The organism is Gluconobacter wancherniae NBRC 103581 (assembly GCF_007988885.1).
In the GTDB taxonomy this organism is placed as follows: Bacteria; Pseudomonadota; Alphaproteobacteria; order Acetobacterales; family Acetobacteraceae; genus Gluconobacter; species Gluconobacter wancherniae.
In genome coordinates this window covers 336,292-357,461 of sequence record NZ_BJUZ01000001.1, presented here as the reverse complement: position 1 = coordinate 357,461, position 21,170 = coordinate 336,292, and the positions used below count along the sequence as shown (strand labels likewise).

Here is a 21,170-nt window from a genome sequence, read left to right as displayed (position 1 = left end):
TCAATTTCCCGACTTGGCAGACCATTCAGGGTCGATCGTCACCGCATGATTGATCGGCCCAGAACAGGAACCATATTCTGGCGCATTGGCAATCGCCCGCCTCAGATATTTTCGAGCGCGTGTCACTGCCTCTTCAAGCGATAACTCCTGCGCAATACCCGTTGCAATTGCACTGGCCAAAGTACAGCCCGTCCCATGTGTATGTCGCGTTTCTATCCGCGCATCACTCCACAGGACTTCTCCCCTTGACGTCACGAGCAGGTCGGTGAGGTCTCCTCCCGGCAGATGACCACCCTTAAGAAGAACAGCCTGCGCACCTTTTTCCAAAAGACAAGCAGCAGCAGTACGCATTCCCTCGACATCACGTATCTTCATTCCCGTCATGCGTTCGGCTTCGGGAATGTTCGGGGTAACGACCGTAGCGCGCACCAGCAGACGCGACATGATCGCTTCCACAGCGTCCTCGGAGAGCAGAGTCACGCCACTTGTTGAAACGATAACGGGATCAAGTATCAAAGGCAGCGTATAAAATTCACTCACGGCATCCGCCACGACGTTAACGATTTCCGCCGTCGCAAGCATGCCCGTCTTGATACAATCGATACCAAGATCTTTCTGAACAACGTCAATCTGCTGTCGGACGAAAGCAGGCGGGACGATGTGAACACCCTCCACGCCGCAGGTGTTCTGTGCCGTAAGCGCCGTGATAGCGCTCATACCAAACCCGCCAAGAGCCGTGATTGCCTTCAGATCAGCCTGAATTCCAGCACCTCCACCGGAATCACTCCCAGCTATGGTCAGAACACGTCCGCGCATCGGAATCAAATGGCCGCAAGTGCACGAATGGCATCACAGACGTGGTCAACAACTTCCGTAACCAGTGCTTCATCTTCAGCTTCGGCCATCACGCGAATCAGTGGCTCAGTTCCACTCGCTCTCAGAACCAGACGCCCATGTCCCGCCAGTCGCTCTTCTGCCCAAGCCTTTGCACTTGCAATCTCGGGCATGTTCAGCGGGCTCGGGCCGGAATAGCGGACATTTTTAAGGAGCTGCGGGAAAGGCTTGAATACCTGGCACACCTCGCTCGCAGGCTTCCTGGTTTCAACTGAAACCGCAAGAACCTGAAGTGCTGCGATCAACCCATCCCCTGTTGTTGCATAGTCGGAAAGCACCATGTGGCCCGACTGCTCACCACCGAGGTTGGACCCGATTTCGCGCATGCGCTCAACCACATAGCGATCACCGACAGCAGTGCGCTGAAGCTCCATCCCATCTGCTTCCAGTGATTTTTCAAGACCCATGTTGGACATCACTGTGGCGACAACCGTGTTGCCCCGCAAACGCCCATGCTGCTTCCAGAAGCGAGCAATCAACGCAAGGATCTGATCCCCATCAACAAGCTGGCCTTTTTCATCCGTGATCAGAACACGGTCCGCATCTCCATCGAGCGCTATTCCGAAATGCGCCCCATGTTCCTTAACGGCTGCACAAAGCGTCTCTGGATGGGTGGAGCCGACACCATCATTAATGTTCAAACCATCAGGAGAACACCCAATGCGAATAACTTCCGCGCCAAGTTCCCACAACGCCGTAGGCGCAACGCGATAGGCTGAACCATTCGCGCAATCCAGAACAATCTTGAGGCCATCAAGACGCAACCCCCGCGGAAATGACGCCTTGGCATTTTCGATATACCGGCCAGCGGCATCATTGAGCCGTGATGCCTTGCCGATCAGTGCCGGAGACGCGAGGCGCCCTGAAAGATCCTCATCCATCAGTGCCTCGATCTCGGCTTCAACCTCATCCGAAAGCTTGAAGCCGTCAGGGCCAAAAAGCTTTATGCCATTATCGGTAAAAGGATTGTGGGACGCCGAAATCATGACACCCAGATCCGCACGCAAAGATCTTGTCAGCATTGCGATCGCGGGTGTGGGCAGCGGACCGACAAGCGTTACATCCATGCCCGCAGAGAGAAATCCAGCAACCAACGCACACTCGATCATATAGCCAGAAAGACGCGTATCTTTCCCTAGAACGACGCTATGGCGATTCTGACCTCGCATGAAATACAGGCCAGCAGCCTGTCCGAGCCTCTGCGCTATCTCGACGGTCATCGGCGCGGTGTTGGCTGTTCCTCTGATTCCGTCGGTACCGAACAGAGCCCTTTTGCTGGCCATTCTCTGTAAATCCTGCTGTTGCGATCAATATGAAAAAGGCGCGGCACGGGAGGAATTTTCCTCTCATGACGCGCCTCGTAAAGCGACTGACAGGCTGCTTAACCTGCCTGAGGAGCCGGATCAAATGCCCCCGGCCGTGACGTCGGCACTGAAGCGCGGCGATTGTCTGGAAGCTGGTCATCATCTGAAGGGCGCTCGATGGCTTCCCCCCGAATGATACGACCAACTTCATCCCCCGTAAGGGTTTCGTATTCCAGAAGAGCTGCCGTTAGGCGATGCAGATCATCGATATGCGTCAGGAGAAGCGAACGTGCCTGAGCATAGGCCGTATCAATCAGCTCCTTGATTTCCTTGTCAATTTCGCGCGCCGTGTGTTCAGAAACATTCTTGTTCTGCGCCACAGAGTGACCCAGGAACACTTCCTGTCCATTGTCGCCATACGCAATCATGCCAAGCTTGTCGCTCATGCCCCACTCGGTAATCATCCGGCGGGCAATGTCTGTCGCGCTCTTGATATCGCCTGATGCACCAGCACTGACTTCATCGTGGCCAAAAACGATTTCCTCAGCTACGCGGCCACCCATGGCAATAACAAGACGCGCCAGGCACCATTTGCGGCTGTAGGAAATATTATCCTTCTCGGGCAGCGTCATCACCAGACCAAGTGCACGCCCACGAGGAACGATCGTCGCTTTATGGATCGGGTCGCTTCCCGGTGTGAAGACCGCGCAAAGTGCATGGCCTGACTCATGATAGGCCGTAGAGCGCTTCTCGTCCTCGGTCATAACCATGGAACGGCGCTCCGCCCCCATCATGACCTTGTCTTTTGCTTCTTCAAACTGCGCCATGGAAACGGTCCGACGGCCCTGACGGGCTGCCAGAAGAGCCGCTTCGTTCACAAGGTTAGCCAGATCCGCACCGGAGAAACCAGGAGTTCCACGTGCAATGATCTTCGGATCAACGTCTGAAGAGAGCGGTACCTTCTTCATATGCACGCGCAGGATCTTTTCACGGCCTGCAACATCAGGATTTGGTACAACAACCTGACGGTCGAAACGGCCTGGACGCAGAAGCGCAGGATCCAGAACATCGGGACGATTGGTCGCAGCAATTAGGATAACCCCTTCATTGCTTTCAAAGCCGTCCATCTCGACCAGCATCTGGTTGAGAGTCTGCTCGCGCTCGTCGTTACCACCACCCAGACCGGCACCACGATGACGACCTACAGCATCGATTTCGTCGATGAAGATGATGCACGGCGCAGACTTCTTGCCCTGCTCGAACATGTCGCGCACGCGGGATGCACCGACACCCACAAACATCTCAACAAAGTCAGAACCGGAAATCGTGAAGAACGGAACGTTTGCCTCACCTGCAATAGCGCGTGCGAGCAGCGTCTTACCCGTACCCGGAGGGCCAACCAGAAGAGCGCCCTTAGGGATCTTTCCACCAAGACGGGTAAACTTCTGTGGGTCCTTCAGAAATTCAACAATTTCTTCAAGCTCAGTCTTCGCTTCGTCAATACCTGCAACATCATCGAACGTGATACGGCCCTGCTTTTCCGTAAGCAGACGGGCACGGGACTTGCCAAAGCCCATCGCACGACCGCCGCCACCCTGCATCTGGCGAAAAACCATGAAGCACAAGCCCAGCAGAAGCAGGATTGGAAGATATGCACCGACATAACGCAGGATCGGGCTCTCATCGCTCTGCATCGGCTTGGCGGTCACTTCGACGCCCGCAGCCGTCAGACGGGACGGAAGACCCGGGTCCATAGGGGCATAAGTCTCAAAGGACGTGCCGTTTGTCAGCGTCCCGGAAACATTCTGCTCCTGAATCACCACTGAGCGGACCTGATGCTGATCCACATCGTGAATGAAATCGGAATAGGCGATCTGCTGGGCAACGTGCTGGTTACCACCGGGCTGGAAGGCGGTCAGCACTGCCATTCCGACCACGATGATGACCACCCAGATCGCAACATTACGGCCTAAATTGTTCATCTTGCTCTCTGTCGTCCTTCGGACTGTCCGTCAGTTACCAGGAGGGCTTTTCCTCGCCGGACGGGCGGTCGATCACGTTTAGCGTTGTTTCCTAACATAGGCGGTCCAGCCCACGATCCTACCCCATAGGGACAGGAAAACGCATTTCACTGCATTTTAGAGGTCTTTTTCTGCGTCAAAAACGCTTTCCCCGGTCGCAGGCACATTCCCTGCCCAAACAAAAGGCGCACCTGACCCTTCATCCAGAAGATCAGGAAGTGCCATCAGGCAGCCATCGCGCCAGATCCCCGGCAATGTCCGGATTACGGAAGCAGGGCAGCCAAGTGCACGCGCATCAAGATGCGACGCTGCCTCTCGAAGCCCTGCAATTTCTCCGTCCTCGCTCCCCAGATAGCGCCAGCGGCCATCCCAAACGGCATCGGAGTTTGCGGCGATTGCTCCCTCACATGCACGTTCCTCACGAATGAAGATAAGGCCATCTCCCCAGCGCCCGGCCTGACGCATAAGAACCCCTCCCAAAGCGCCTTCCGGCTGCTCCAGCAAACGGCGAACGCTCTCTCGCGAAGGCCGATAATTTTGATTACCAACCAACCGGATGAGCGACGCGACAACAGTTTCGTTCAATCCGGCACGCTCAAGAGATACCCACCCTTCAGCATGCCATTGGGCATGCTGGGCAAGAATTTCGGCGAGATCTGCATCATCACCCAACCGTTTTCGTACCGCTTCGGCTCTCATACTATGGGCTGCACTTCGCTGACCGGATGTCAGATCCTGCCGCCAGCGCACGCGTTCGAAACGACGGTTCTGGTTGGATGGATCTTCAATCCACGCAACTCCTGCTGCCAGAAGTGTTGCGCGCAATCGTGCGGGATGAACCTCCAGCAAAGGCCGCACAACCCTGATACGCCCACGAATGCTCTGCGGCGCCATGCCAGCCAGACCTGACGGACCACTGCCACCGACATACCGCATCCATACGGTTTCTTCCTGATCGGACAGATGATGTGCAACCAGCAGATCAGTGCACCCTAGCTCGACCGCCGCCTGCTCTATCGCAGCAAAACGTGCACCTCTGGCCCTTTCCTGCATACGTCCAGCAGGAAAGGCATCAAGGGTAAGGATTTTTACCGGAATGCCCACATCGCTGAGACGCTGCGCCGTCAGTCGTGCTTCATTAGCAGATTCAGGACGAAGGGCATGGTCCACAACCAGTGCCATAATCGACTGACGCCAGCGCAGCGCCAGCACCGCAAGCGCCATTGAATCAGCGCCACCCGAAACAGCGATTGCGACCGGTGAGAGGCGAGAATCAGCAGGCCATGGACCGAGCCTCTCCATCAAAGCCGAGAATTCGTCCGGCCCGATGGGAGCATTCAGATCAGTGACAGGCAGCCCGACCACGGAACGTCGTCTCTGCAGCTTTCACGCGTGGAGCTGGGGACGGAAATTCTGCCTTCAGCTTATCAAGTGCCTGGCAGGCAGAATTCTTGTCACCCATTGCGATGAGAGAAGCCGCAACTCCGAGCAATGAATCCTGAGCCTTTGCCGATTTCGGAGACTTATTATACGCGTCATAATAAGCGACTGCAGATTCCCGATACTGCTTCTGCCCCGCAAGGGATTGCGCCAGAAGAAACTGTGCATCCATTTTACCCGGAACACTATGCGCGGTCTTGATCGCAAAGCGGGCATCGCTTTCAGACGTCGTGTAATCGCCTGCCTTCAGTGCAAGCTTACCCTGATCCAGCGCTTCAAGAGCAGTTTTGGGTTGCGCGGATGTACCTGCAGCAGGTGCGTTCTCGGTCTTGGCCGGAGACGGCGCCGATGCAGCTCCTGCACTGCCAGCCGCTGTTCCATTTTGAGCGGCAAACTGCATGTCTGAAATCTGCTTCGAAACAGATGCCTGATTTTCCTTAACGGAATTCGTCAGTTGATCAAGCTCGCCACGCATCTGGCGGTTTTGTTCTTCAAGGGCAGAAACACGCTCCAGAAGCTGCGCCGTAAGGCTACTGCTATCCGAGCTCCCTGACGAAGATCCGGAGGACGCGCTGGGCGCAGGCATTGGCGCATTCTGAACCTGCGAAACCTGCTGACGCAGAGACGCGATCTGATCCTGAAGAGCTATTGCCTCGCGAGACGTCAACTGTCCGCCATCAGGGGCATCCTGCGCGAGAACCTGTGTGGCTGTCAGGGAAACAGCAAAAGCCGTTCCCATCATCAGGTTGCGGAAAGAACGGGACAGCAACATGAAGACTCTCCTGAGACAGTCCGCCAGTCCTGATGCCGGAACACATGTTCTCGGACGCGGGCGGATGCATTCTGCTCACTGCATAAAACAAAACCGGCCGGGGGATAAGCTCCCCCGGCCGGCTTCATGTTTCAGACCCGGAAACGGATACCTGGGTTCACTGAACCGAAGTGATCGCGTTACGGTTCTGGGACCAGGACTGTTCGTCATCGCCATCGGCGGTCGGACGGTCCTTGCCGTAAGAGATTGTGGTGATGCGCGATGCGCTCACGCCCTTGGCGACCAGATAGTCGCGAGCAGCGTTTGCACGGCGCTGGCCGAGTGCAATGTTGTACTCTTCCGTGCCGCGATCATCGCAGTTACCAGCAAGCTGGATGCTGACCTGCGGGTAGCGGGCGAGCCATGCTGCCTGCTTGTCGAGGATCGCACGTGCATCAGAAGAGAGCTGGTTCTGGTTCAGCTCGAAGAAAACGCGATCGCCAACGTTGGCAACCAGGTCAGCTTCGCTGCCAGGAACCGGACCGGCTTCCTGAGTTGCTGCACCTGCACCGGTGCTGTCACCCTTGTTGGTATTACCATCAGAGCAGGCTGCGAGAACAAGCGCCAGACCAAGCGCGCCGAACACCTTGAACTTCATGTGTCTCAATCCTGAGAACGGTCCTTTAAGGGGACCTTAATGCGGAAAATGCCGCGTGGTTCCGGACCGTATTTCCTGTTCGTTCACAACAGTGGAATCCCACAGGACTGCCTCTCTGCTGTGCGCTCCGAAGAACACCGGCCACAAAGCGCCCATACCCACTTGTCTGAGCTGTGGTCAAGGATTCTGAAAGGCCCTGAAAGCCTCCGAATAATCGATTCCGCTTCGAAACCAGCGCGCGCGACTTAAATGCAACACTCTTTTTCATGAATATGGCAGAATTCAGCCACAATCACTGAACCGCGCCAATATGACAGTTTTGAAACATGCGTCCCTTGCGCACCTGCCCAGCGTCACGGTTGTGGCACTGGCAGGAGAGAAATTCCGCATGCAGATTCTCCCCCGCCGTCATTCGCGGAGCGTGAAAGGCCCGAGCATGGCCACGACATAGTCGTCTGGGTATCTCAGTCGAAAACATTCAACCAAGCAATGAATTTCAACGCCTCACAAAACAGCCGGAAAAACCCCATTTGGTATTCCGGCTGGCCTAATCATCAACCGTTTAGCGGCGACCATGCAGGGTCGGAAGCACCCGTAGCCGTACGCAGCGGGCGCTCGTTGAATCCGGTGATATCAATTGTACCAATGCCCGAAGCAAAACCTGCACCACCTGCACGCGATGCGCTCTGGCGGCAGAAGGCGAGCACGCGACCATTAGGGCAGAACGTTGGGCTCTCCACAGTGAAGCCCTGCGTCAGTATCCGCTCACCCGTCCCGTCCGGATTCATAACACCGAGGGAGAATCCACCACCGCCAATCCGCGTAAAGGCAATCAGATCCCCACGTGGAGACCATACAGGCGAGCCATATTGCCCGCTGCCATACGAAATACGACGGGCTGCACCACCCGAAGCACTCATGATGTAAAGCTGGGGGCTGCCACCACGATCTGAGTTAAAAACAATCTGACTGCCATCCGGGCTGAAGCACGGGCTCGTATCAATCGCGCCACCTGAGTTCGTGATCTGATGCTTTGCCCGTGATCCGAGATCCACAACATAAATGTCCGATCCCCCGCCTCGCGTGGCAGAGAGCACCACAGACCCACCATTCGGTGCGAAACGTGGTGCAAATGAAATCCCGTCGAACTCACCCAGAATCTGCTGACGACCCGAACCAAGATCAAACAGGTACACCCGCGGACGATTATTGGCGTAGGACATGAAAGCGATCTGGTCGCGCACCGGATTGAAACGCGGCGTCAGCGTCAGCCACTGGCCCGTCGTAAGCATCCGCTGATTCGCACCATCCTGATCCATCAGTGCGAGACGCGTGATCTGATGGCGCCGAGGGCCCGTACGGGAAATATAGGCGATACGGGTATCGAAATACCCTTTCTCACCCAGCATGCGCTCATAGATGACATCGGCAATGATGTGCGCGATACGGCGCCAGTTTGCATTCGATGCCGTGTAAGCAGTGCCCTGAAGCTGCTGCCCCGCAACGACGTTCCACAGGCGCATTTCAACACGGACACTGCCACTGCCCACTGCACTACCTGCAACAGCCGCACGTGCACCCTGAGCCTTCAGGGCAGCGAAATCTGGCGTAGAACCACTGGGGACCGTACCACCCATGATTTTGAAGAGGCCCGTGCTCTCAAGATCGCTGGAAATAACGCCAGAGATCTGTTCGCCCAGCCCGGCGCCAAAGCTCGGAATGACGATAGGAATCGGAGCCTGACGCGCCTGATCAACCGTAATTTCAGCATCGCCCGGGCCAGATGCTGCAGCCTGCGCAAAAGCGGAAAGAGGTGTGGCCAGCAGACCACCTGCAGCCGTTGCCCCCAGCATGGCACGACGCGACAACAGCGCGCCCAGAGCCTCGGCTTCGGTATCGGAAATGAAGGACATGAGGTTTCCTCTAGGATTACGGCCTGAAGACAAAGCGCAGCTGATGCGTCTGGCCGAGCAGATTGGAGGGGATGGGCAGATGAGCACAGGTCGGACTCAGGACCGCATCTCGGGCGCGCTCGGCAAGCACACGATATGACGGATCACTGTTCATCTTCGCTGCGGTATCCGGAGCAAACTGCACCAGACGCGCCTCACCCGTCGCATCAACGGTTACGATCATATGCGCGACAAAGGTCGCATAGTTCCGTGCCTCGGTATCTTCCGTGTAGCAACGCCGTACGGAGCCACCGATTGCCTTCTGATCCGAAACACTCAAACCACGCGTGATATCGCCGTTTGGAACACCACCGCCTCCTGGCGCACCACCTTGAGGCGGGTTGGCATGCGCCTTGGGGGCATGGCTCTGCTTCTGATCCGCACGAAAACTATCAAGCGTAGCCAGCAGCGAATGGCTGTCTGCCTGCGTCTTCTTCGCGGCATTCGGTTGCGTGATGTGCGAGAACGTCGGCGTATCAGGCAGTTTGGCGGCCTTCTCCGCTGTCTGCGGCATTGGAGGCGCCACCATGGTAGATTTAGACGGCGGAGACGGCTTCGGCGGAGATGCCGGGACAGGCTCTGGCGTCGGCTCCGTCATCTTCGGCGGTAGCTTCATCGGTGGCAGCTTCTCCGGATGAGTTTCCGGCGGAGGCGGCACGGGCTGGGGCGGTGGAGGCGGCGGAGGCGGCTCTTCCGTCGGCGCCTTTTCTGGAGGCGTCGGCGCAGGAGGCGCGTCTGTCTTCACCGGCGCAGGTGCTGGCGCAGGTTTATCGGCAGGCTTGTCAGCCTTGACGGGATGGGTCGGCGGACCAGCCTTCTCGAACTCCATCTCAACCGCCGGGGGCTCCGGCGGCTCAGGTGGCTTCTCATAGGGGATACGCGCAACAAGATACCCGATCAGTGCTGCGTGAACGCAGACCGAGGCGGACAGCGCGAAGCGAAAGCGGCGCTTGTCCGAGCGACGTGGACGGACCACGGCAGTAGTTCCTCTTACGGCCCGCTCTGGGGCTGCTGCGCCAGAAGCGCGACATGGGTAAACCCGCCAGAAGTAATCTGACCCATCACCTGCATCACCTGCCCGTAATCGATATGAGCATCGGCACGGACAAAGATACGATGATTCGGGTCATTCTGGGCCTGGGACTTGAGCTGGTCCACAAGCTGGTCGGACGTTACGGGATCATCCCCCAGAAACAGGGAGCCATCACTCTTGATGGATACGGTGATCGGTTTCGTATCAGCGTTGACAGGGCTCGCATCTGTCTTTGGCAGATCGACATTCACACCACTGGTCATCATAGGCGCCGTCACCATGAAGATGATGAGCAGCACGAGCATGACGTCCACCAGCGGCGTGACGTTGATTTCGGATGCGGGGCGTTTGCGCCGGCCGCGCGCACGCCCGCCACCTGCGGACATCGCCATGGCTCAGACCTTTCCGCTGCTGCGAGAAGATGCAGGCTCATCGCCACGCTCTTCAGACTGACGAGACAGAATTGCCGCGAACTCCGTACCGAACGCATCCATCCGTTCAGCAAAGTTCCCAAAGGAATTGCTGATCAGGTTGTAGGAGATATAGGCCGGAATAGCGGTCACAAGGCCAATGGCCGTTGCAAAAAGTGCTTCGGAAATACCCGGCGCAACAACCGAAAGATTGGTATTGTGCATGGACGCGATCGATCCGAACGCATGCATGATGCCCCAGACCGTCCCGAAAAGACCAACGAACGGTGCAACCGGGCCAATCGTGGCCAGAAAAATCACATGGCGCTCAAGACGCTCGGTTTCGCGGGCAACGGTAATGTTGATCGCACGGTCAATGCGGTCACGTACGCCACCGCGTGCAAGATCAACACCAGAAATACGGGCAGAACGACGCCACTCACCCATAGCAGCACCAAACACGGCCGCAACAGGGTGCGTCGGACGGGCGCCATCAGATTCGTAAAGATCATCCAGCGATCCGCCAGACCAGAACCTGTCTTCAAATTCCGTAGCTTCGCGGTTCACGCGACGGATCAAAATGACTTTCTCTGCAATAATCGCCCAAACGAAGGCGCTGCACAGGATAAGCCCCAGCATCACCAGCTTCACGACGATGGAAGCGTGCAGGAACAGGTCCAGAGGCGACAGACCGGTCGCACTGACCGCCTCAAGCGCACTTGAACTCACCGCATGATCCACTGTTCTCTCCTGTCCAGATCCCGCCCCTTCAGGGCCGGGACTCTCCATCGCACTTCATGAGACGACGGGGAAGATGGTTCAGGCCTCTCCCGCCTCCAATTTTTGGATTGCATCACGCCACCGAGGCGGAATTTTGGCAGGTTTCATGTCTGCCGCACGCAAACACGCCAGTTCCACATCTACAACGACTGCGGTTTCTCTCTCTCCACCGGCGTTACGGATTGTTTGACAAAGTTTAAGGCGCGCTGGCGTCATTTCTATCAAAGCCGTCTCGATTTCCATCAGATCGTCGAGTCGGAGTGGCGCCCGATAGCGCAGTGATGCCTGCCGCACGACGAAACACAGTCCGAAATCATTCAGCAGTTCCATTACAGAGGCATCAACTGCACGCATGGCTTCTCCACGCGCTCGCTCGGCAAAACCCAGGTAGCGCGCGTGATAGACAATCCCGCCAGCATCCGTGTCTTCGTAATAGACGCGGAAAGTTACCTTATGCGTTGCCATGTCTTTATTTTCCTTACGAAGGACTATCCTCTGCATCCAACGAGGAGAGTAGATCCACAGGATTCCCCGAGGGCGGTACCAAGCCCAGATGTCTCCATCCTGCTTCCCCCAGCATCCGCCCGCGTGACGTCCGCAGGACCAGCCCCTCCTGGATCAGATATGGCTCAACCACGTCTTCAAGCGTGTCCCGAGCCTCAGCCAGAGCCGCAGCCAGCGTTTCGACGCCCACCGGCCCACCATGATGATGCTCGGCTATACGTCGCAGATATCGGCGATCCATTGCGTCCAGGCCGATTTCATCAACTTCCAACCGCGAGAGGGCCGCATCTGCGAGTGGCCGATCGACAACCGCGTGCTTCGACACAAGCGCGAAATCCCGGACCCGTCGCAGGAGACGGCCCGCAATACGCGGCGTCCCTCTGGAACGGCGCGCGATTTCTTCCGCGCCTTCTGCCGTCAGGCGCATGCCCAGTTTTTCAGCAGCGCGTGAGACAATCGTACGGAGTTCGTCAGGCGTATAAAAAACAAGCCGCAGCGGAATCCCAAAACGATCACGGAGCGGCGTCGCCAAAAGGCCCGCACGCGTTGTTGCGGCGACAAGCGTAAAGGGAGCGAGATCAATTCGAACGGAACGCGCCGCTGGCCCCTCTCCAATGATGAGATCGAGCTGGAAATCCTCCATCGCTGGATAAAGGACTTCTTCAATCGCAGGCTGCAGGCGATGGATTTCATCAATGAACAGAACATCGCGTGGCTGCAGGTTGGTCAGGATTGCGGCAAGATCCCCAGCCCGCTGAATGACAGGTCCGGACGTTGCACGAAAACCAACACCCAGCTCTCTCGCCACAATCTGTGCGAGCGTCGTCTTGCCCAAACCCGGGGGGCCATGGAGCAGGACATGATCCAGTGCTTCGCCGCGAACTTTCGCTGCTTCGATGAATATGGAGAGATTTTCCCGGCTTGCTTTCTGCCCAGTAAAATCTGCCAGCGTCTGGGGGCGAAGGCCCGCTTCCGGTGCATCTTCGGGCAGTCGGTTGGCGTCTGTCTCGCGAAATTCGCTCATCTGGCCAGCTCCTTCAGGCTGAGACGGATCGCCAGATCAAGCGTGGCATTCTCGTTTTCGGTCAGCACACGGCTCAGAACAGGCCACGCCTCAGCCCGCCGAAATCCAAGTCCCGCTAGAGCGAGCAACGCGTCATTCTCAACGCTCGGCCCACTGACAATACCCATGGCCGGGGCTGCTGTGCCGCCGCCCGGCATTTTGGCGACCTTGTTCCGCAACTCAGTCAGAATACGCTCAGCCAAGCGCGGACCAACGCCCGCAGCGCGGGTAAACGTGGTTTTGTCGCCAGCATTTATGCCCAGCAGCAGTTCGCCTGCACTCCCAACGGACAGAATTGCAAGCGCAACTTTGGCCCCCACCCCCTGAACGGTCGTCAGCAAACGAAACCAGTCCCGCTCTTCAGAGGTCGCAAAACCAAAAAGCTGGATCGCATCTTCGCGCACAACCGTCTCGACGAGAACACGCGCCACTTCAGGTGGGCGTGGAAGCACACTCAGAGTGCGCGTAGACGCAGAAACGACATAGCCAACGCCATTGACGTCAATGATACAACGCTCGTTCTCAACCTGCCCCACAAGGCCCGTCAGCTGTCCGATCATGCCATGCGTGTCCCACTTGCTACGTGCCGTGCACTTTCACGGTGATGCGCATGACAGATGGCAACAGCCAGCGCATCGGACGCATCTGCTTTCAGGATGGCTGCACCGGGCAACAGACGGCGAACCATCATCGCCACCTGCTCCTTGGTTGCTGCCCCCGTGCCAACGACAGACCGCTTGACTGTCATCGCGCCATATTCCGCAACCGGCAGGCCTGCATGCGCAGGCGTTAAAAGAGCCACACCACGGGCATACCCAAGCTTCAAAGTCGAAGAACCGTTACGGTTGACGTAAGTCTCCTCCACGGCAGCTTCGAGCGGCTTGTAATATTCGATGAGGCGGGTCAGACCACCATGCAGTTCGCAAAGGCGCAGGGGGACGGATTCCCCGCTATCCGTTGCGATTACGCCGTCTGCCACATGCTTCAGGCGATTGCCGTCCACATCAATAATTCCCCAGCCCATGAAGCGCAGGCCGGGGTCGATTCCCATCAGACGGATCAAGCGGCGAGCGCCTGAGCCACTTCGTCGGACAGATCAAAATTGGCGTAAACCGACTGTACGTCGTCATTCTCTTCCAGAACGTCGATCAGTTTCAGCACAGAACGTGCCTTTTCCTCATCGAGCGGTACCGAGTTCTCGGGGCGCCAGTCCAGCTTGGATGAATGCGGCTCTCCAAAACGGCTTTCGAGCGCATCGCGCACCGTGAAGAACGATTCCATGGCCGTGGTGACCTCATGTACTTCGTCGGTGGTCTCTACGTTGTCAGCACCAGCTTCGATCGCGGCTTCAAGCATGTCATCCTCAGAGGCGACGCTCACCGGATATGTGATGACGCCCAGACGCTGGAACATGAACGAGACCGAATTCGTCTCTCCCATTGATCCGCCATACTTGGAGAATGCAGCACGGACATCAGAGGCCGTACGGTTGCGGTTGTCGGTCAGGCCTTCAACAATGATCGCCACACCAGCAGGGCCGTAGCCTTCATAGCGGACTTCCACATAATCATCGCCGCCCGCAGCACCGGATGCCTTCTTGATGGCGCGGTCGATATTGTCCTTTGGCATGTTGACTTCACGCGCCGCTGTAATGGCTGCACGCAAACGCGGATTGGAAGACGGTTCAGGCAGACCTGAGCGCGTGGCGACCGTGATTTCGCGCAATACCTTGGCGAACTGCTTGGCGCGCTTTGCGTCCTGCGCGCCCTTGCGGTGCATGATGTTTTTGAATTGCGAATGACCAGCCATGGGTCGCTCCTTCTTCCTCGGGTGTCAGAGGCTCAGATGAGCCTTCCATGACAGTGTTTGAACTTCTGACCTGAACCACAGGGGCACAGCGCGTTGCGTGGCGTTCCTTCATTCCAGCGACGCAAAGTATCCGAGTCCGGCTCCGCTCCAACCGGCATCATAGCCGGGTGATGCGTATCGGGGTGGGCGGCGGGAGGAGCAGACAGTTCCCCGTTCGGTGCCACGCCCTGCCCTTCGATGACCGGGAACGGCGCCGGCTCAGTTACGGCCTGAATGCGGGACATCGTCTGCGTCACCCGCAGGCGCATGTCATCAAGCATTGCCGTAAACATCTGGAAAGCTTCGTGCTTGTACTCGTTCAGCGGATCACGCTGACCGTAGGCACGCAGGCCAATGCCCTGCCGTAGCTGGTCCAGACCGTGAAGATGCTCTTTCCATACGCCATCAAAAGTCGTGAGCAGAACCTGCTTTTCGATCAGGCGCATGATGTCCGGGCCCATATTGGCGGTACGCGCGGCCTGAGCCTTCACGGCTTCCGCATCGATACGGCCAATCATGCCCTCCGCATCCATTCCGTCTTCACGGGACCAATCGGCAATTGGAAGATTCATGTTGAGGACGCGCTCGATCTCGGCCCCAAGCCCCGCAACATCCCATGCCTCGGCAAACGCCTTTTCCGGGATGTGAGCATGGACAATGTCTTCGATCGTATGGAGGCGCAGTTCCGCAAGAATGCCCGATACGTCGTCAGATGCCATGTATTCCCGGCGCTGGGCATAAACTTCCTTGCGCTGGTCATTCATGACGTCGTCATATTTGAGGGTGTTCTTGCGCATATCGAAGTTACGCGCTTCGACCTTCTTCTGCGCCTTTTCCAGAGCCTTGTTCAACCAGGGATGAACAATGGCCTCGCCTTCCTTCAGACCCATTTTCTGCATCATGCCGCCCATGCGGTCAGTACCGAAAATGCGGATCAAATCGTCTTCCAGAGACAGGAAGAAGCGGGAGTTACCCGGATCACCCTGACGACCGGAACGGCCACGAAGCTGGTTATCAACGCGGCGACTTTCATGGCGTTCAGTGCCGATCACATACAGACCACCCGCCTCGTGAACGGTCGCATGATTTGCTTCGACAACCTGACGAACCTGCTGTTCGATTTCGCTATGCGTACTCTCGTCTTCAACGCCCTCGGTGCTGGCCTTCACCAGCATCTCGATGTTGCCACCCAGCTTGATGTCGGTTCCACGACCCGCCATGTTCGTGGCAATCGTAATGGCAGATGGAGACCCCGCCTGCGCAACAATGGAAGCCTCTTTCTCGTGATGGCGCGCATTGAGCACGTTGTGTTTGATACCGCGCTTGGCAAGAAGCTGTGAGAGATACTCACTTTTCTCGATGGACGTCGTGCCGACAAGGATCGGCTGCCCCTTGGCGCTGACTTCCTGAATGAGCTTGGCGACCGCGTTATATTTCTCACCCGCTGTCAGATAAACTTCATCATCGGTGTCGATGCGTTTTACGGGCAGGTTCGTGGGAATTTCTACAACTTCGAGATTGTAGATTTCGGCAAATTCGTCTGCTTCCGTCATTGCCGTTCCGGTCATGCCGGAAAGCTTCGGGTAGAGACGGAAATAATTCTGGAAGGTGATTGAGGCCAGCGTCTGGTTTTCCTGCTGGATCTCGACGCGTTCCTTGGCTTCCAGAGCCTGATGCAAACCATCTGAATAGCGACGCCCGTCCATCATACGGCCGGTGAATTCATCAATGATGATCACCTTGCCTTCGCGGACAATGTAATCGACGTCCCGGGTAAACAGCGTATGCGCACGCAGCGACTGCTGAACATGATGAACTACAGCCACGTTATGGATATCGTAGAGGCCACCTTCCTGAAGAACGCCAGCTTCACTCAGCATTTCCTCAACGCGATCCGAGCCGCTTTCCGTCAGGATGACGGAGCGCATCTTCTCATCCTTGTCGAAAGTATCAGCCTCGTTGACCAGCCGCCCCACGACCAGATCGACGGAACGATAGAGATCCGAGCTGTCGTCAGCCGGGCCGGAAATGATCAGCGGCGTACGCGCCTCATCGATGAGGATACTGTCCACTTCGTCCACGATGGCGTGGTTGAAGGGCCGCTGCACCATTTCGGCCAGGGAATATTTCATGTTGTCGCGCAGATAATCGAAACCGAACTCGTTGTTCGTCCCGTAGGTGATATCTGCGGCATATGCGGCCCGGCGCTCGTCGTCGGACAGATTCGGAATGATGACCCCGGTGCTCAGGCCAAGAAATCCATACAGGATCGCCATTTCTTCGGCGTCGCGGCGCGCAAGGTAATCATTGACCGTCACGACATGGACGCCCTTGCCAGCAAGGGCATTCAGATACACGGCCAGCGTCGCAACGAGGGTCTTGCCTTCACCCGTCCGCATTTCGGCAATACGACCTGAATGCAGCACCATTCCACCGATGAGCTGAACATCGAAATGGCGCTTTCCAAGCACACGTTTTGAAGCCTCACGGCAGACTGCGAAAGCTTCTGGCAACAATCCGTCCAACGTCTCGCCTTTTTGCAGGCGTTCGCGGAACTCCACCGTTTTGTGGCGGAGCTGATCGTCAGTAAGGCCCTGCACCCCCGGCTCAAGCACATTGATTTCAGGCACACGGCGTTGATACGCCTTGAGCGAGCGATCATTGGCAGAACCGAAAAGGACGCGGGCGAGGCTTGCGAACATGGTGAACCTTGAGATGCCGACCCCCTGAAACACCACGCCTCCTCTCGAAGAAGAGCGTGCCATCACAGGCGATAACGATTTTCACGTCTGGTGGAGATAGGACCCGGACCGCCAAGGGTCAATGGAGAAGGCCACATCCAGTACCATTCACGTTCGGTCCGGGAGCCATATCATACCCGCAATAGCAGCAGCGTGACCGAATGGTAACGGGCGGCACTCTTGCAGGGGGAAGCAGGCTTTGTCATGGTGCAGGCCATTCTCACCCCTCAATCATATTCGAGGTAGATCTACATGCGGCTTACCCGCTCCACCATCGCCTGCGCTGCTCTTCTGGCTGGCACGTCGGTAACGGCTCATTCCGCGTTCGCAGCTCCTGCTGCTGCCCCCGCAGCTGCACCTGCTGCCGCGGCAGCACCTGCAACACCTCCGAACCCGAACATGGTGATCGCCACCGTCAACGGTCAGAAGATCACGCTTGCAGACGTTCAGCGCGCCGCCGGCAACCTGCCCCCGCAAGCCCGCCAGCTTCAGCCTTCCGTACTGGTGCCGATCCTTGTCAACCAGCTGGTTGACCAGAAGGCGATCCAGCTGGTTGCTGCAAAGGAGGGCCTGGACCAGAAGCCAGACGTGAAGGCTGCAATGCAGGCTGCCGCTGACGGTGCGCTTCAGAACGCGTATCTCGAGCAGAAGGTCTCCCCGCTCGTAACCGATTCTGCGCTGCACGATTATTATCAGTCGCATTACGCAAACCAGAAGCCGGAAGAACAAGTCCATGCCCGCCACATTCTCGTAGAGACCGAGGCACAGGCTCAGGACATCATCAAGCAGCTTAACAAGGGCGGCGATTTCGCAAAGCTTGCTGCTCAGCTTTCCAAGGACAAGGGGTCGGGCGGCGCCAATGGTGGCGATCTGGGCTGGTTCAAGAAGGGCGACATGCTTCCGGCATTCTCGGATGCAGCGTTCTCCATGAAGGTTAACTCCATTTCCCAGACACCGATTCACACCCAGTATGGCTGGCACGTGATTCAGGTTCTCGGCACCCGTACGGTTCCGGTCCCGAGCTTCGATCAGGTTCATGATCAGGTTCGCCAGCAGTTGATCCGCGACGACGTTCGCAAGATCGTTCAGGCAGCTGAAGCGCAGGTCAAAATCGTGCATTTCGACGCACAGGGTAAGCCGATCCCAACGACGCCAGCACCTGCTGCTGCGCCTGCCAAGCACTAAGACCATGGGAGCACCGCACGCCGTTTCGCCGCTGTCACGTCCCCTACCGGACCTCGCAACAGTATCCGGCGTGCGGCTCTCAGCCGTCGCTGCCGGCATCCGATATCAGGGTCGCACAGACCTGATGCTGGCAGAGTTTACCCCCGGCACAATTGTGGCCGGGGTATTCACAAAAAACGCCTGTCCGGGTGCACCGATCCAATGGTGCAAAACGGCAGTCACCACTCCCTACGCCAGAGCGCTTCTCGTTAATTCTGGCAATGCAAACGTCTTCACAGGTCAGGCTGGTGTCGAGACGGTAGAAGCCTGCGCTGAAGCTGTAGGCAAGCTGCTCCACTGCCTTCCACAGGACGTCTTTCTCGCATCAACCGGCGTCATCGGCGAAAAACTGCCACAGGACCGCATCATCAATGCGCTCCCCGCAGCCGAAGCCGCACTCGCTGATGCGAACTGGGAAGAAGCCGCCCGCGCAATCATGACAACGGACACCTTCCCCAAGGCTGCCCGCAGAGATGTCCATATCGGCAAAACGCCAGTCCGTATCCAAGGCATAGCCAAGGGATCGGGCATGATTGCTCCAGACATGGCCACCATGCTGGCCTATGTCATGACGGACGCAAAGCTGCCCCAGAACGTCCTGCAGTCACTACTCTCTTCCGGCGTAGGCCCCAGCTTCAACTCCATTACGGTCGACTCGGACACGTCCACGTCCGACATGCTCCTCGCCTTTGCGACAGGCGCCGCGGACAATGAACCCGTCACAGGCGTTCACGATCCCGAACTGGCCGAATTCACCCTCGCATTCAACGATCTGCTTCTTGAGCTTGCCCTTCTGGTCGTACGTGACGGCGAAGGCGCTACCAAACAGATTCGCGTTGCTGTAACGGGTGCAACATCTAATATTTCCGCCCATAAGATTGCGCTTTCCGTTGCCAATTCACCGCTCGTTAAAACAGCGATCGCAGGTGAAGACGCAAACTGGGGCCGCGTCGTCATGGCTGTTGGCAAAAGCGGCGAACCTGCGGACCGCGACACACTTTCAGTAGGCGTTGGCGGCACATGGATCGCCCGCAATGGCACTGTGGTCGAAGGTTACGACGAGACACCCGTCGTGGCGCATATGCGTGGGCAGGAAATCGAGATTGCCGTTGATCTGGGGCTTGGTGAAGGCGAGGCCCGCGTGTGGACCTGCGACCTGACGCACGGCTACATCGATATCAATGGTGCTTACCGCAGCTGAAAAAAGCTATCAGCAGAAGGTGATGAAGCTGGGGGTTGTGCGTCCACGCGCCCCCCGGTAGCACGTTACTGCACGGCTGCGTGTGTTCTGACTATGAGGAAACGGTCCATGTCTGCTGCAACTCGCGTCATTGTTCTTGGTGGCGGCGTCGGAGGTCTGGAAGTCGCGACCACGCTCGCCCGTCGGCAGAACATCTCCCTGACCCTGGTCGATCGCAGTCCGGTCCATTTCTGGAAGCCTTCGCTGCACGAATTCGCAGCCGGAACAATGGCCCACGCGAACAACTGCATTCCGTTCACGGAAACCGCAAGCAAGTTCGGCTTCACATTCGCACAGACGGTGCCTACCGCAATTGATCGTGAGGCCCGTACCGTCACGCTCGAAAACGGCACAACCCTGCCCTACGATTATCTGGTTGCAGCCCTTGGATCGCGTGCCAACGATTTCGGCATTCCCGGTGTTGTTGACAACTGCCTGTTCATCGACAGTCTCAAAGATGCCGACGCGCTGTTTGCGACATTCCGTGAAGCCGTACAAACCGCACGCGCGGCCGGCAAGAAGCTTTCGCTGGGCATCGTAGGCGGTGGCGCTACAGGCGTTCAGCTTGTGGCCGAACTCTGCAAATCCATTGATGATGCGCCCGGTTTTGGCCCCGCAGCCCGCAAACAACTCCTGGATGCAGTTCTGATCGAAACCGGCCCACGCATTCTTCCTGCCTTCCCGGAAGCTGTTTCCGAACAAGCCTCCAGGCAGCTTGAAGCTCTGGGCGTACATGTCCGTACCGGCTGCATGGTCGTCGGCGCGGATGAGACCGGCTTCAATCTCAAAACCGGCGAGCACATTCCCTCAACGCTTCGCGTCTGGGCAGCCGGGGTCAAGGCTTCTGATGCTACATCGCTGTTTGGTGAGCTTGAGCGCGGCCGTGCCGGACAGCTTGCCGTAACGGAAACCCTGCAAACCACAAACGACCCCCGCATTCTCGCCATTGGCGATTGCTCCCGCATTGATGCTGCCCCTGTAGCACCCACAGCACAGGCAGCGCGTCAACAGGGCCAGTATGTTGGCAAGATCCTCCCCCAACTGGTTTCCGGCCAGACACCGTCCCCATTCGTCTATCATGATCGCGGCGCTGTCGTTGCGTTGGGCGACTACAATGGATGGGGCATGCTGGATGCAAAACGCAGCTTTGGCGGCGGCGGCCTGACCGGCCTTGGCGCACGCCTCATCCATGAAGGGCTATATCGGCAGCATCAGGCTGGCATTATCGGTCTGGGCCGGACGATCTGCACCACTCTCAAAGAGCACTTTTCGCCAGTAAAACCCGATCTGCGCTCCTAATAAGTTTT

19 protein-coding genes are annotated in these 21,170 nt (G+C 57.4%); 3 read left to right on the top strand and 16 right to left on the bottom strand.

The window, feature by feature from the left end; translation table 11 throughout:
- From thiD to secA, 16 genes are all read right to left on the bottom strand, one after another.
- Positions 1-816: a bifunctional hydroxymethylpyrimidine kinase/phosphomethylpyrimidine kinase gene (gene thiD / locus GWA01_RS01615; RefSeq protein ID WP_146793369.1), complete on the bottom strand. Its 816-nt coding sequence runs from the start codon at positions 814-816 to the stop codon at positions 1-3.
- 5 nt (positions 817-821) lie between these two features.
- Positions 822-2,177, bottom strand: coding sequence for a phosphoglucosamine mutase (glmM, locus tag GWA01_RS01610; protein ID WP_146793366.1), 1,356 nt, complete (start codon positions 2,175-2,177; stop codon positions 822-824).
- A gap of 98 nt (positions 2,178-2,275) precedes the next feature.
- Positions 2,276-4,180: an ATP-dependent zinc metalloprotease FtsH gene (ftsH, locus tag GWA01_RS01605; RefSeq protein WP_146793364.1), complete on the bottom strand. Its 1,905-nt coding sequence runs from the start codon at positions 4,178-4,180 to the stop codon at positions 2,276-2,278.
- 156 nt (positions 4,181-4,336) lie between these two features.
- Positions 4,337-5,584 carry a tRNA lysidine(34) synthetase TilS gene (gene tilS / locus GWA01_RS01600; protein WP_229316012.1) on the bottom strand — a complete coding sequence of 416 codons (1,248 nt, stop codon included), beginning with the start codon at positions 5,582-5,584 and terminating at the stop codon, positions 4,337-4,339.
- Entirely contained in the window at positions 5,562-6,431 is an 870-nt protein-coding gene (locus GWA01_RS01595) for a tetratricopeptide repeat protein (protein ID WP_146793363.1), read from the bottom strand. The genes tilS and GWA01_RS01595 overlap by 23 nt, the downstream gene beginning before the upstream one ends.
- 157 nt (positions 6,432-6,588) lie before the next feature.
- Positions 6,589-7,068, bottom strand: a complete 480-nt coding sequence (gene pal / locus GWA01_RS01590; protein WP_146793361.1) for a peptidoglycan-associated lipoprotein Pal — start codon at positions 7,066-7,068, stop codon at positions 6,589-6,591.
- A gap of 554 nt (positions 7,069-7,622) precedes the next feature.
- A complete protein-coding gene (gene tolB, locus GWA01_RS01585) occupies positions 7,623-8,981 on the bottom strand; it encodes a Tol-Pal system beta propeller repeat protein TolB (RefSeq protein ID WP_146793359.1) in 1,359 nt (452 codons plus the stop codon).
- A 16-nt stretch (positions 8,982-8,997) separates the two neighbouring features.
- Positions 8,998-9,996, bottom strand: a complete 999-nt coding sequence (locus GWA01_RS01580; RefSeq protein WP_146793357.1) for an energy transducer TonB — start codon at positions 9,994-9,996, stop codon at positions 8,998-9,000.
- Positions 9,997-10,010: 14 nt separating this feature from the next.
- Positions 10,011-10,445 carry a protein TolR gene (tolR, locus tag GWA01_RS01575; RefSeq protein WP_146793355.1) on the bottom strand — a complete coding sequence of 145 codons (435 nt, stop codon included), beginning with the start codon at positions 10,443-10,445 and terminating at the stop codon, positions 10,011-10,013.
- A 3-nt stretch (positions 10,446-10,448) separates the two neighbouring features.
- On the bottom strand, positions 10,449-11,252 hold the full coding sequence (gene tolQ / locus GWA01_RS01570; RefSeq protein WP_186819420.1) for a protein TolQ: 804 nt from the start codon (positions 11,250-11,252) through the stop codon (positions 10,449-10,451).
- Between the two features lie 30 nt (positions 11,253-11,282).
- Complete coding sequence (gene ybgC / locus GWA01_RS01565) at positions 11,283-11,708, bottom strand: tol-pal system-associated acyl-CoA thioesterase (RefSeq protein WP_146793351.1); 426 nt, start codon at positions 11,706-11,708, stop codon at positions 11,283-11,285.
- Between the two features lie 13 nt (positions 11,709-11,721).
- Complete coding sequence (gene ruvB, locus GWA01_RS01560) at positions 11,722-12,771, bottom strand: Holliday junction branch migration DNA helicase RuvB (RefSeq protein ID WP_146793349.1); 1,050 nt, start codon at positions 12,769-12,771, stop codon at positions 11,722-11,724.
- On the bottom strand, positions 12,768-13,370 hold the full coding sequence (ruvA, locus tag GWA01_RS01555; protein WP_146793347.1) for a Holliday junction branch migration protein RuvA: 603 nt from the start codon (positions 13,368-13,370) through the stop codon (positions 12,768-12,770). Before ruvA ends, ruvB begins: the two co-directional genes overlap by 4 nt.
- Positions 13,367-13,873, bottom strand: a complete 507-nt coding sequence (ruvC, locus tag GWA01_RS01550) for a crossover junction endodeoxyribonuclease RuvC (RefSeq protein ID WP_146793345.1) — start codon at positions 13,871-13,873, stop codon at positions 13,367-13,369. The genes ruvA and ruvC overlap by 4 nt, the downstream gene beginning before the upstream one ends.
- Complete coding sequence (locus GWA01_RS01545) at positions 13,870-14,619, bottom strand: YebC/PmpR family DNA-binding transcriptional regulator (RefSeq protein WP_146793343.1); 750 nt, start codon at positions 14,617-14,619, stop codon at positions 13,870-13,872. The genes ruvC and GWA01_RS01545 overlap by 4 nt, the downstream gene beginning before the upstream one ends.
- A gap of 32 nt (positions 14,620-14,651) precedes the next feature.
- On the bottom strand, positions 14,652-17,360 hold the full coding sequence (gene secA / locus GWA01_RS01540; protein WP_146793341.1) for a preprotein translocase subunit SecA: 2,709 nt from the start codon (positions 17,358-17,360) through the stop codon (positions 14,652-14,654).
- Positions 17,361-17,651: 291 nt separating this feature from the next.
- Here secA and GWA01_RS01535 point away from each other — a divergent pair, with 291 nt between their 5' ends.
- From GWA01_RS01535 to GWA01_RS01525, 3 genes are all read left to right on the top strand, one after another.
- A complete protein-coding gene (locus tag GWA01_RS01535; protein WP_146793339.1) occupies positions 17,652-18,584 on the top strand; it encodes a peptidylprolyl isomerase in 933 nt (310 codons plus the stop codon).
- A 4-nt stretch (positions 18,585-18,588) separates the two neighbouring features.
- On the top strand, positions 18,589-19,824 hold the full coding sequence (gene argJ, locus GWA01_RS01530) for a bifunctional glutamate N-acetyltransferase/amino-acid acetyltransferase ArgJ (protein WP_146793337.1): 1,236 nt from the start codon (positions 18,589-18,591) through the stop codon (positions 19,822-19,824).
- 108 nt (positions 19,825-19,932) lie between these two features.
- Positions 19,933-21,162, top strand: coding sequence for an NAD(P)/FAD-dependent oxidoreductase (locus tag GWA01_RS01525; RefSeq protein WP_146793335.1), 1,230 nt, complete (start codon positions 19,933-19,935; stop codon positions 21,160-21,162).
- The last annotated feature ends 8 nt before the right edge of the window (positions 21,163-21,170 follow it).